The 12841-nt window shown below is 53.2% G+C and carries 12 protein-coding genes and 1 tRNA gene; 7 read left to right on the top strand and 6 right to left on the bottom strand.

The window, feature by feature from the left end; genetic code table 11:
* Positions 1-27 precede the first annotated feature (27 nt).
* From cydD to infA, 4 genes are all read left to right on the top strand, one after another.
* Complete coding sequence (gene cydD / locus NNN64_RS04580; RefSeq protein ID WP_271440639.1) at positions 28-1794, top strand: heme ABC transporter permease/ATP-binding protein CydD; 1767 nt, start codon at positions 28-30, stop codon at positions 1792-1794.
* Entirely contained in the window at positions 1795-3516 is a 1722-nt protein-coding gene (gene cydC, locus NNN64_RS04575; RefSeq protein ID WP_271440638.1) for a heme ABC transporter ATP-binding protein/permease CydC, read from the top strand. It begins immediately after the preceding gene.
* 44 nt (positions 3517-3560) lie between these two features.
* Positions 3561-4265, top strand: coding sequence for a leucyl/phenylalanyl-tRNA--protein transferase (aat, locus tag NNN64_RS04570; protein WP_271440637.1), 705 nt, complete (start codon positions 3561-3563; stop codon positions 4263-4265).
* Between the two features lie 286 nt (positions 4266-4551).
* Complete coding sequence (gene infA, locus NNN64_RS04555; protein WP_002211347.1) at positions 4552-4770, top strand: translation initiation factor IF-1; 219 nt, start codon at positions 4552-4554, stop codon at positions 4768-4770.
* Positions 4771-4848: 78 nt separating this feature from the next.
* On the opposite strand, the gene NNN64_RS04550 is transcribed toward infA, so the two are convergent.
* A complete protein-coding gene (locus tag NNN64_RS04550) occupies positions 4849-5760 on the bottom strand; it encodes a LysR family transcriptional regulator (RefSeq protein ID WP_271440636.1) in 912 nt (303 codons plus the stop codon).
* Between the two features lie 108 nt (positions 5761-5868).
* Between NNN64_RS04550 and NNN64_RS04545 the strand changes: the two genes are divergently transcribed.
* The 3 genes from NNN64_RS04545 (at position 5869) to NNN64_RS04535 (ending at position 7660) form a co-directional block, all read left to right on the top strand.
* Positions 5869-6729: a pirin family protein gene (locus tag NNN64_RS04545; protein ID WP_271440635.1), complete on the top strand. Its 861-nt coding sequence runs from the start codon at positions 5869-5871 to the stop codon at positions 6727-6729.
* 16 nt (positions 6730-6745) lie between these two features.
* Entirely contained in the window at positions 6746-7423 is a 678-nt protein-coding gene (locus NNN64_RS04540; RefSeq protein ID WP_005123590.1) for an isochorismatase family protein, read from the top strand.
* A gap of 149 nt (positions 7424-7572) precedes the next feature.
* A tRNA-Ser gene (locus NNN64_RS04535) sits at positions 7573-7660 on the top strand.
* Between the two features lie 505 nt (positions 7661-8165).
* Here NNN64_RS04535 and rlmC read toward each other — a convergent pair.
* From rlmC to potG, 5 genes are read right to left on the bottom strand one after another with little or no spacing between them, the layout of a single operon-like run.
* Positions 8166-9293, bottom strand: coding sequence for a 23S rRNA (uracil(747)-C(5))-methyltransferase RlmC (rlmC, locus tag NNN64_RS04530; RefSeq protein WP_271440634.1), 1128 nt, complete (start codon positions 9291-9293; stop codon positions 8166-8168).
* 41 nt (positions 9294-9334) lie between these two features.
* The gene (locus tag NNN64_RS04525) at positions 9335-9823 is read right to left on the bottom strand and encodes a YbjO family protein (RefSeq protein ID WP_271440633.1); all 489 of its coding nucleotides are present in this window, start codon (positions 9821-9823) and stop codon (positions 9335-9337) included.
* Between the two features lie 59 nt (positions 9824-9882).
* A complete protein-coding gene (gene potI, locus NNN64_RS04520) occupies positions 9883-10728 on the bottom strand; it encodes a putrescine ABC transporter permease PotI (protein WP_271440632.1) in 846 nt (281 codons plus the stop codon).
* Positions 10725-11678, bottom strand: a complete 954-nt coding sequence (gene potH / locus NNN64_RS04515; protein WP_005123598.1) for a putrescine ABC transporter permease PotH — start codon at positions 11676-11678, stop codon at positions 10725-10727. The genes potI and potH overlap by 4 nt, the downstream gene beginning before the upstream one ends.
* Before the next feature lie 9 nt (positions 11679-11687).
* Entirely contained in the window at positions 11688-12821 is a 1134-nt protein-coding gene (potG, locus tag NNN64_RS04510; RefSeq protein ID WP_061067606.1) for a putrescine ABC transporter ATP-binding subunit PotG, read from the bottom strand.
* Positions 12822-12841 lie beyond the last annotated feature (20 nt).

The following is a 12841-nucleotide window of genomic DNA, read 5'->3' as shown; positions in this document are numbered from 1 at the left end:
TCCAATAACTCACCTGCTAAGCGTGCAATGAATAAAACCCGTCAAAAAGAGCTTACCCGCTGGTTAAAACAGCAAAGTGTCATTTCTCAACGCTGGCTGAATATTTCACGCCTGTTGGGGTTCGTGAGTGGCCTGTTAATTGTCGCTCAGGCCTGGCTCATGGCTCGGATTCTGCAGCACATGATCATGGAAAATATTCCCCGTGAAGCGCTGCTGTTCCCTTTCGTCGTGCTGGTCTTGATTTTTATCCTGCGGGCGTGGGTTGTCTGGTTACGTGAGCGAATAGGGTTTCACGCGGGCCAACATATTCGTTTTGAGATTCGTCGCCAGGTTCTGGACCGTCTGCAACAGGCGGGGCCAGCATGGATACAGGGGAAGCCTGCCGGAAGCTGGGCCACGCTGATTCTGGAACAGATTGACGATATGCATGACTACTATGCGCGTTATTTGCCGCAAATGGCGCTTGCGGTTTGCGTCCCGTTATTGATTGTGGCTGCCGTTTTCCCGTCAAACTGGGTTGCAGCCATTATCCTGTTGGGAACCGCACCACTGATCCCCCTGTTTATGGCGATGGTCGGTATGGGCGCTGCCGATGCCAACCGGCGTAACTTTCAGGCACTTGCCCGACTCAGCGGTCACTTCCTCGATCGCTTGCGCGGCATGGAAACACTGAGAATTTTTGGTCGCGGCGAAGCGGAGACGGAAAGCATCCGGGCTGCATCGCAGGATTTCCGTCAGCGCACGATGGAAGTGCTTCGCCTGGCATTCCTCTCTTCGGGCGTGCTGGAGTTTTTCACTTCGCTCTCTATTGCCCTGGTAGCCGTGTACTTCGGTTTTTCTTATCTCGGCGAGCTTGATTTCGGTCACTACGGAACCGGCGTCACGCTGGCGGCAGGTTTCCTGGCGCTGATTCTGGCACCGGAATTTTTCCAGCCACTGCGCGACCTGGGGACGTTTTACCATGCCAAGGCGCAAGCGGTAGGCGCTGCCGACAGTCTGAAAACGTTCATGGAAACCCCGCTCGCGCATCCTGAGCGTGGCGATATTGAGCTGGCGACCAAAGACGCGGTTGCAATTGAAGCCGAAGATCTGATCATCACCTCACCCGAAGGCAAAATTCTGGCTGGCCCGCTTAACTTCTCCCTACCCGCAGGCCAGCGCGCGGTGCTGGTTGGGCGTAGTGGGTCCGGTAAGAGCTCGTTGCTGAATGTCCTGTCCGGTTTTCTCTCGTATCAGGGCTCATTGCGTATTAATGGCTTTGAACTTCGTGACTTGTCGCCTGACGCCTGGCGTAAACAACTCTCATGGGTTGGGCAAAACCCGCAGCTTCCGGCTGCTACATTGCGCGAAAATGTGCTGCTGGCATGCCCTGATGCCAGCGAAGAACAGCTACAGGCCGCGCTCGATAGCGCCTGGGTCAGTGAGTTTTTACCGCTGCTTCCTCAGGGTGTGGATACCCCTGTAGGCGACCAGGCAGGTCGACTTTCTGTCGGACAAGCACAGCGCGTTGCCGTTGCCCGCGCCTTACTCAACCCGTGTCAGTTACTGCTGCTCGACGAACCCGCAGCCAGTCTGGATGCACACAGCGAACAACGCGTGATGCAGGCGTTGAATGCGGCATCGCGCCGCCAGAGCACACTGATGGTTACGCACCAGTTGGAAGATCTTGCCGACTGGGACGCGATCTGGGTCATGCAAGACGGTCAGATTGTCGAACAAGGTACCTATGCGCAACTTAGCGCAGCCAACGGGGCTTTTGCGACATTACTGGCTCACCGTCAGGAGGACATCTAAATGCGCGCTTTGCTACCCTATCTGACGCTGTATAAACGTCATAAATGGATGTTAACACTGGGGATCGTTCTGGCGATCGTCACATTATTGGCAAGCATTGGTTTGCTGACGCTTTCAGGCTGGTTCCTGTCTGCTTCCGCCGTTGTCGGTGTCACCGGGATCTACAGTTTTAACTACATGCTCCCGGCGGCTGGCGTTCGCGGGGCGGCAATTACCCGAACCGCAGGTCGTTATTTCGAACGACTGGTCAGTCACGACGCGACGTTTCGTGTATTGCAGCATTTGCGTATTTACACCTTCAGCAAATTGCTGCCGCTCTCCCCTGCCGGGCTCGCCCGATACGGTCAGGGCGAACTGCTCAACCGCGTTGTGGCGGATGTCGATACGCTCGATCATCTCTATTTACGTGTGCTCTCCCCGCTGGTTGGCGCGTTTGTCGTTATTGTGGTGGTCACGCTAGGATTGAGCGTTCTCGATCTCACGCTCGCCATCACCCTTGGCGGCATTATGCTGCTGACTCTGTTTATCTTGCCTCCGTTGTTTTACCAGGCAGGTAAAAGCACCGGGCAGAACCTGACGCATCTGCGCGGGCAATATCGTCAGCAGTTGACCTCCTGGTTACAGGGTCAGGCTGAGCTGACCATTTTTGGTGCCAGCGATCGCTATCGCACACAAATGGAAACCACCGAATTACAGTGGCACGAAGCGCAGCGTCGTCAGTCCGAATTAACGGCCTTGTCTCAGGCTGTCATGCTGCTGATTGGCGCTCTGGCTGTGGTGATGATGTTATGGATGGCTTCAGGTGGCGTAGGCGGAAACACACAACCCGGCGCACTGATAGCGTTGTTTGTGTTCTGCGCATTGGCCGCTTTCGAAGCGCTGGCCCCTGTTACTGGCGCATTTCAACATCTCGGCCAGGTGATTGCTTCAGCACTACGTATTACCGAACTGACAGAACAGCAACCGGAAGTCACCTTCCCGGATACGGAAGCTACCGTTTCGGAACAGATTACTCTGACATTGCGTGAGGTGTCTTTCAGCTATCCAGGGCAAACACAAAAAGCTTTGGACACCCTTTCTTTGCTCGCTAAACCTGGTGAACACATTGCGATTCTGGGGCGGACAGGCTGTGGGAAATCAACGTTACTGCAATTATTAACCCGTGCATGGGATCCACAAAGCGGCGAAATCCTGATTAACGATCATCCGATTTCAACGCTGAACGAAGCCGCTTTACGCCAATGCATCAGCGTCGTGCCACAGCGAGTGCATCTGTTCAGTGCGACATTGCGCGATAACCTGCTGCTGGCTGCGCCACACGCCAGCGATGAAGCGCTATCCGGGATGCTGTGCCGTGTCGGTCTGGAAAAACTGCTTGAAGGTGATGGTCTCAATGCCTGGCTGGGTGAAGGCGGTCGTCAGCTTTCAGGCGGAGAGCTACGCCGTTTGGCTATCGCGCGAGCCTTGCTGCACGATGCGCCGCTGATGCTTCTGGATGAACCTACTGAAGGTCTGGATGCGACAACGGAAAGTCAAATGCTTGAATTGATTAACGATGTGATGCGCAATAAAACCGTACTCATGGTCACACATCGCCTGCGCGGACTGTCGCGATTTAATCAAATAATAGTGATGGACAACGGACACATAATTGAGCAAGGTAATCACGCAGATCTGTTAGCCAGGCAGGGGCGTTATTACCAGTTTAAGCAACGTCTGTAAGCTATTATTGAACGATCCGACTCGCGTAGTGGAGTTTCGCTGTCATGCGCCTGGTACAACTGTCCCGCCATTCTATCGCCTTCCCCTCACCGGAAGGCGCTTTACGCGAGCCTAACGGTTTATTAGCGCTGGGGGGCGATCTCAGCCCTGCCCGCCTGCTAATGGCCTACCAACGCGGTATTTTCCCGTGGTTTTCCCCTGGCGACCCTATTCTCTGGTGGTCGCCCGACCCACGCGCCATTCTTTGGCCTGACAAATTTCACATAAGTCGCAGCATGAAGCGCTTTCATAAACACTCACCGTATCGCGTGACGCTTAATTACGCGTTTGGTCAGGTCATTGAAGGATGTGCAAACGACCGGGAAGAAGGCACCTGGATAACGCATGATGTCGTGGATGCCTATCATCGGTTGCATGAACTTGGACACGCGCACTCTATCGAAGTATGGCGACAAAATGAATTAGTCGGCGGGATGTACGGTGTTGCGCAAGGTACCCTTTTCTGCGGTGAGTCGATGTTCAGTCGCCAGGAAAATGCATCCAAAACCGCACTGCTTGTTTTTTGCGCTGAATTTATTCGTCAGGGCGGAAAATTAATCGATTGCCAGGTGTTAAATACCCACACCGCGTCACTGGGAGCCATTGAGACTCCGCGCAGGGACTACCTTGAACATTTAAGCAGGCTACGCCAACAGCGCCTACCGAGCCACTTCTGGGTGCCCAGGACGTTATTTTCGCCTCAGGAGTGAATGTTTTCGGCACATTTTTTGTCGGGGTGTTATAATTGGTGCCGCAGAGTCGGTTTAGCCCATTACCCCGCCGCCGTTAAGGAACAGTTCGCGTCAGGCAACGCCTATCGTTTATCTCATCGTTCCCTTACACGTTGCGCTTTTAGTGCGGCTTTGTTGTGTGTGGTTAGAGTAATGCGCCAAACCCGATTTGCTGCGTTTTAAACGCACAAATCTTTACTTATTAAAAGAACTTCGGCATTATCTTGCCGGTTCAAATTACGGTAGTGATACCCCAGAGGATTAGATGGCCAAAGAAGACAATATTGAAATGCAGGGTACCGTTCTCGATACGTTACCTAATACCATGTTCCGCGTAGAGTTAGAAAACGGTCACGTGGTTACTGCACACATCTCCGGTAAAATGCGTAAAAACTATATCCGCATCCTGACGGGCGACAAAGTGACTGTTGAACTAACCCCGTACGACCTGAGCAAAGGCCGCATTGTCTTCCGTAGTCGCTGATTGTTTTAACGCCCGAATGGCGTCCAGATAATAAAAGGTCGGTTTAACCGGCCTTTTTTGTGGACTGATATTACGTATTTAATCCTCGATCATTCGTGCATATTCTTCCGTGAGGAAATCCACCAATGCACGAACCGACGGCAATAACCCCCTGCGCGATGGAAAGACCGCGTGAATGATCTCTCGCTTTGGTTCCCAACCATCCAGTAATGCCACCAGCTCGCCCGCCGCTATTTGCTCTTTTACCATCAATTGCGGGAGCTGAACGACCCCTACACCTGCCACTGCCGCTTCGCGTAAAGCCAGCATGTCGGTGGTGATCATACGGGGTGTGAAATGCACCTCCGCACGCGCGCCCTGTGGGCCAAATAATTCCCAGCGATGCACATGCTTACCCGTGGCCAGGCTCAGACCAGGCCATCGGGTCAGCTCTGCTGGTGCATGTAAAGCGCCCATCTGCTCGATCAATCGCGGGCTGGCATATAGGCGATGCCCCCTGTCTGCAAGTACACGCATAACCAGATCGCTATCCTCAAAAGGACGGGGTCTGACGCGAATCGCAACATCAAGGCCTTCACCTACTACGTCAACCCGGCGATTTGTAGCCTCAAGCTGTACGGATACATCGGGATAACGTGCCATAAAACGGGCGAGCATGGCGCCGACATGCACGTGCAGTAAAGTGACCGGGCAGGTCAGCTTCACAATACCTCGCGGCTCTACCTGCAACGCCGCAATGGCATCCTGCGCTGCCTGTGCTTCCACCAGCATAGCCTTACAGTGTTCGTAGAACGTTTGTCCAACTTCAGTAACATTAAACTGCCGGGTGGTTCGCTGAATCAACCGCACCCCCAGCCTCTCCTCCAGTTGTGCAATTCGACGGCTCAGTTTTGATTTCGGTTCATCGAGCGCCCGACCGGCCGCAGCGAATCCTCCTTCTTCAACGACGTGAACAAACCACGCAAAATCATTGAGATCCGGCTTAGTCATCTTATTGTCCTATTTATGAGACTGTGAAGGCCATTTTAGCTACTACTCAGTTCTCTGTCATGAATATAAGCTTATTCACATCAAGATAACGCCACTGAGGAGATACATATGAAACAAGTAACAGGCGTCTACACCGCACCTCGCCCACACTGGGTTGGCGATGGATTCCCGGTTCGCTCGATGTTCTCTTACCAGTCTCATGCTGAACAGTTAAGTCCGTTCCTGCTGCTGGATTACGCCGGGCCACATACCTTCACCCCTGGTAATGAAAAACGTGGCGTGGGCGAACACCCTCACCGTGGTTTCGAAACGGTGACCATCGTTTACAGCGGTGAAGTTGAACATCGTGACTCAACTGGCCGCGGTGGGATTATCGGCCCAGGCGACGTGCAGTGGATGACTGCAGGTGCAGGCATATTACACGAAGAATTCCATTCTCCGGAATTTACCCGGAAGGGTGGCGAGCTGGAAATGGTGCAACTTTGGGTCAACCTACCAGCAAAAGACAAGATGGCCGTACCCGGATATCAGGGCATTAGTAGTGATGTTATCCCTACTGTCTCGCTGCCAGATGACGCCGGCACTCTCCGTGTCATTGCGGGCAGCTATCAGGAAACAAAAGGTCCGGCACATACCTTCTCGCCGCTGAATGTCTGGGATATGCGTCTGCAGCGTAATCATCAGTTCACGCTGTCTCAGCCTGAAGGATGGAGCACCGCGCTGGTCGTACTGAAAGGCAACATCACCGTAAACGGCACCACACCCGTCAGCGAGGCACAGCTGGTGGTGTTAAGCCAGCAGGGTAAAACATTGCATATTGAAGCCAGTAGCGATGCCAGTGTCTTGCTGTTGTCAGGCGAACCGTTGAATGAGCCGATTGTGGGTTACGGTCCGTTTGTAATGAACACGAAACAAGAAATCGCAGAAGCTGTACGCGATTTTAACTCCGGCCGCTTTGGCCAAATCTGAATCAAAGGAGAATACTATGTCCAGTCCTGCAAACTTTAATGGTTCACGCCCGGTCATCGATGTAAATGATTCCGTTATGCTGCTTATCGATCACCAGAGCGGACTTTTCCAGACCGTAGGTGATATGCCAATGCCTGAACTGCGTGCACGTGCTGCCGCGCTGGCTAAAATGGCCTCTCTGGCGAAGATGCCGGTAATTACCACGGCGTCTGTACCGCAGGGACCTAATGGCCCGCTGATCCCTGAGATCCATGCCAATGCGCCCCACGCCCAATACGTGGCGCGTAAAGGCGAAATCAATGCCTGGGATAACGAAGACTTCGTTAAAGCCGTGAAAGCAACGGGTCGTAAAACGCTGATTATCGCCGGTACGATCACCAGCGTCTGCATGGCTTTCCCGGCCATCAGCGCAGTGGCTGAAGGTTACAAGGTCTTCGCGGTAATTGATGCGTCCGGTACTTACAGCAAGATGGCGCAAGAAATTACCCTGGCGCGCGTGGTTCAGGCTGGCGTCGTGCCGATGGATACCGCTGCTGTCGCGTCTGAAATTCAGGGGACATGGAATCGTGAAGACGCTGCTGAATGGGCAGAAGTGTATACCAAAGTCTTCCCAGCTTATCAGTTGCTGATAGAGAGCTACAGCAAAGCTCAGGAAGTCGTCACCAACGGCGAAAAACTGGACTCTCAGCGTTAATCATATCCTCCGCGCCGGTTCGGGCGGGGGAATATGTACATTGCGTAACCAAACGAATATGAACACGTAAATTCTGCTTGACCGTTTTAGCGCAACTCCCTATAGTAGCGCCCCGTTGCCCCCCAAGCGGTCAGGCAGCAATACAATATGGTGAGGTGTCCGAGTGGCTGAAGGAGCACGCCTGGAAAGTGTGTATACGGCAACGTATCCGGGGTTCGAATCCCCGCCTCACCGCCATATTTTAAGAAGAGCTCGTACGCAAGTACGGGCTTTTTTTTCGCATATTTCACAGCCTGGCGGGGATGAGAAGCCCGGACCGGGTTCGACTACTGGCGCAGCCAGTTGGACAGACTGAGCGCGCAGCGAACAGGCTGCCCGCAGGGCGAGCGAAACGAGTCAATCCCCCCCTCACCGCCATATTTTAAGAAGAGCTCGTACGCAAGTACGGGCTTTTTTTTCGCATGTTGCACATCTGCGGGGGGATGAGAAACCCCCGACCGGGGTTCGACTACTGGCGCAGCCAGTTGGACAGACCGGGAGCACAGCGAACGGGCTGCCCCGTAGGGGCGAGCAAAGCGTGTCACCCTCCCCTAACCGCCATATTCGAGAAAGAGCTCGTACGCAAGTACGGGCTTTTTTTTCGCCTGTTGCATTTGCCGGATGCGGTGCAAGCACCTTATCCGGCCTACATTTCTGCATCTCGTCGTAGGCCTGATAAGCGAAGCGCCATCAGGCATGGCAGTTATTGTCGGCTAAGCAGCGTCAACACTTCATAGTGTGCAGTGTGTGGAAACATATCGAAAAGCTGGACACGTTCAATGCGATATCCAGACAACTCGCGAATATCCTTCGCCATGGTTTGCGCATTACAGCTGGAATAAACAATAAAACGTGGTGCCATTTGGGAAAGAAAATCGCACAGCGGTTTGCCAATCCCGCGACGCGGCGGATTCACCAACACCAGGTCCGGTACTTCCCCCTGAGCGGTAGCAAACTGAGTTGAATCCAGCGCCTGAAAATGCAGATTCTGCAACCCAAGCTCCTGCGCTGACTGCTTCGCGCAGGTAATCGCCTCTGGCGCGATTTCAATCCCCGTCAGTTTCATTTGTGGTGTGACACAATGCAGACCAAACCCTCCCACACCGCAAAACAGGTCCCACATATGAGTAACAGGCAGCTGACGCACCCAGTCGCGGGCGGTGGCATATAAGCGTCCTGCTACTACCGGGTTAGTCTGGAAGAAGCTCTGCGGGCGGATCCACAGCGGTACATCGTTAAAACGTTCGGCCAGTGCCTGCTGTTCGGTCAGGAAGATTTCTGTCTCCCCTTCCATAATGGCCATATGCACAGGCTGGACATTGACGCTGATGACTTTTAACTGCGGTAACTGTGCCTGCAGCCACGGTAGCGCCGTACGCAGCTGTGCCAGTTTCACGTCAGAACGTAAAACAAAACGCAGCATCATGCCACCGTCAAACTGGCTTTCCGTTAACAGCAGATATTTAAGCTCACCCCGTTTGCGTGCCACGTTATAGGGCGTTAACCCCGCACGGGCAATAAACGGTTTGAGCGTGGCAAATACGGGCGCAAAAGACTCAGGATAGAGCGGACAATCACACAAATCCTCCGGCGTACCGTCACGATGCAGCATGCCCAGCAGTGGTTTTTCCACGCTGCCGCTGACCACCATTTTGGCTTTGTTGCGAAAAGCGCGTTCCGGGCCGCTGACCGGTGCGCACCATTCTCCGACCGAACAATCGGCCAGCAGATTCTGCAGATCAGCTGTTTTTGCAGAGAGTTGTTCGGCGACAGGCTGTGTTATCCACTGACAGGAGCGACAGCGTTCGGCGTCATATAGTGCGCACTGCATACAAAGACCTACAAATTAACCGGGGGCCAAGATTATACACGTTATTGCAAACGGAAGAACCGCCTGCTGGACGCAGGAATAAACAGCAGTAGCAACACCAGCATATCCGGCAATTTTTGCATCACCAGCGTATGCAGGATTTCACGTCTGGACTCCCCCGCAATACTGAACAGTTCCGGATATCCGTAGCCCAACGAAGCCGCCCACAGATAAATGCTAGCGATAACCTGGGTCAGCAGGTAGATCCAGCGCGCCCAGTTTCGTCCTTTGACCAGCGAAAATGCGCAGTAAATTTCGACAAACAGCAGCACCAGGCTACCCAGAAACACCAGCGTCAAATTCCAGGTCTGCACACTGCGATGAATAAACTCACTGGTTCCACGAAAACCAAGCGTATTAAAAATCATCAACAGATCGAGACAGCGGATCATGATGATAGCCAGCGCCGCCACCTGCACCAAAGCAGGGACGTTTAAGCGAGCATGTGATGTGGATGATTTCTTAAAAAATCCCAACGCGTCGTCTTCCATGAAAACGGCGCAACCACCACAGCTGCGCCGTATAGACAGATTGGCAGATTTTAGTTTTTTCAGCCGCGTCTTGCACGTTGGATATCGCGTATCCGTTGTTTTTCTGTTCGCGCCATCAGATACCACGCGATAAATCCGATAATTCCTACCACGCCAAGGATCAGCGTCGCTAGTGCGTTGATCTCTGGGTTAACCCCCATACGCACACTGGAAAATACCAGCATTGGCAAGGTTGTCGCCCCAGGGCCAGAAACAAAGCTGGCGATAACCAAATCATCCAGTGACAGCGTAAAGGCCAGTAACCAACCGGAAATGACCGCCGGCATAATCATCGGCAGCGTAATGACGAAAAAGACCTTCAGCGGCGTCGCACCGAGATCCATCGCCGCTTCCTCAATGGAGTGATCCAGTTCACGCAAACGCGAGGAAATCACTACCGCTACGTACGCCGTACAGAAGGTGACGTGCGCCAACCAGATGGTCAACATACCGCGATCGGCTGGCCAGCCAATTGCATGTCCTAGGGCCACAAACAGCAACAGCAATGATAAACCGGTAATGACATCCGGCATGACCAGCGGCGCGGTGATCATAAAGGCGAAACCATTCGAACCACGAAAACGGCCAAAACGAACCATCACTACGGCAGCAATCGTACCCAGAATGGCTGCCATCGTCGCAGCACAGGCAGCAATCGTTAAACTCATGCCGACGGCACTCATCATTGCAGTATCGTGGAAAAGTTCACCGTACCAGCGTGTTGACCAACCCGCCCACACCGTCACCAGCTTGGAGCTGTTAAACGAATAGATAACTAACATCAGCATGGGGGCGTACAGGAACGTAAACCCCACGACCAGGATAAAGATCCGCCACGGCGAGCGGACGACCGGCAAATTATTCATCCGTGTTCCCCCACGCTTTTCTGCTGATACTTATGGAACCACATGATTGGCACAATCAGTAACAGCAACATGATGATGGCAACAGCAGACGCCACCGGCCAGTCGCGGTTATTGAAAAACTCCTGCCATAGCACACGGCCGATCATAATGCTGTCCGGCCCCCCAAGCAGTTCCGGAATAACAAATTCCCCTACTGCCGGGATAAACACCAGCATTGAACCAGCGATAATCCCGCCTTTGGTCAACGGCACAATCACGCTAAAAAAGGTTTTCAATGGCCGTGCGCCTAGATCCAATGCCGCCTCCACCAGCGAATAGTCAATGCGCGTCAGTGCGGTATAAATCGGCAGCACCATAAAGGGCAAATAGGCATAAACAATACCGATATAAACCGCCAGGTTGGTATGCAGGATCGTCAATGGCTGATCGATAACGCCCAGCCACATCAGGAAGTTGTTCAGCACCCCGTTATTTTTCAGGATCCCCATCCAGGCATAGACGCGAATCAAGAAAGAGGTCCAGGAAGGCAGGATCACCAGCAACAGCAAAATATTGCGTGTAGAAGGCTTACTGTGTGCCACGGCCCACGCCAGTGGGTACCCCAACAACAGACAGCAGATCGTCGAAATCCCCGCGACCTGCAAAGACTGCAGATAAGCATCGAAATAGAGCGGGTCATCCGTCAGTTGCAGGAAGTTACCTAAATTGAGCGTAATAGAGAGCTGACCATCGGCCCATGCCACAAGGTCTGTGTATGGCGGTATCGCCCGGGCCATCTCTGACAGACTTATCTTGAAGACAATCAGAAACGGCAATAAAAACAGGAGAACCAGCCACACATACGGCAGCGCGATCACCAGCTTGCGACCATGTTTCATTTGCAACTGCGACATATACAGCGTGAAACGGCTCGCTTTTTCGGCACGTGCCGGAGGTTCAAGTGTACTCATCTTTACTCCTTAAACCGTCAACACCACACAGCTGTCTGCATCCCAACACAAACGTACCTCGTCACCCCAGGTCGGTAGCCCCTTGCGATAGCGATGTTCGTTTTGCAGCTGGGCACTCAACATCTGGCCGCTTTTTAAACGCACGTGATACACAGACAAATCACCCAGGTAGGCAATATGCACCACCTCGCCCACCGCAAAGTTATAGCCATCCGGCGGCGGGGCATCACAGAGCATGATTTTTTCCGGACGAAGCGCGACATACACCGGTACGTTATCGACAATGGAAGTATCAGCATCCACTTTTAGCGGATGCACCAGCCCCGGAGAATCAATCACCAGACCGTCCTCCTGACGCTCCTTTAGCAGCCCTTCAAAAACGTTTACCGAACCGATAAATTCAGCGCTGTAGCGGGTAGTCGGGTGCTCGTAGATCTCTTCCGGCTCGCCAATCTGCACAAATTTTCCGCGGTTCATGATGGCTATACGGCCCGCCATGGTCATGGCTTCTTCCTGGTCATGCGTCACCATTACGCAGGTCACCCCTACTCGCTCAAGAATATCAACCACTTCCAGCTGCATGCGGTCACGCAGTTTCTTATCCAAAGCGCCCATCGGTTCATCCAGTAACAGCAGCTTAGGGCGTTTGGCCAGGCTCCGGGCCAGCGCCACACGTTGACGCTGACCGCCTGAAAGCTGATGCGGCTTACGTTTGGCGAACTCCTGCATGTGCACCAGCCCGAGCATCTCATTCACCCGGCTAGCGATTTCCGCTTTCGGTAGCTTGTCCTGTTTGAGTCCAAAGGCAATATTCTGTTCCACCGTCATATGTGGAAACAGAGCATAGGACTGAAACATCATATTAATTGGACGCAGATAAGGTGGAACGTGCGCCAGATCGACACCGTCCAGCATGATTTGCCCAGTGGTTGGCAGCTCAAACCCCGCCAGCATGCGCAGCAGGGTTGATTTACCACAACCAGACGCACCAAGCAGGGCAAATATTTCGCCTTTGTAGATAGTGAGATTGACGTCATCGACAGCATGCTGACCGTCAAATGACTTCGTCAGGTTGCGAATTTCAAGCAGCGGGGTCAGCGCCTTACGGATTTTCGCTTGTGGGCGTGGGGTTGCATCATTCACTCAAGTGCTCTCCGGCATAA

Origin of the sequence: Citrobacter sp. Igbk 14, from assembly GCF_028069825.1 — a bacterium.
Taxonomy (GTDB): Bacteria; Pseudomonadota; Gammaproteobacteria; order Enterobacterales; family Enterobacteriaceae; genus Citrobacter.
Note: the sequence above shows the minus strand (reverse complement) of the source record. Positions and strands in the feature narration are given on the sequence as shown.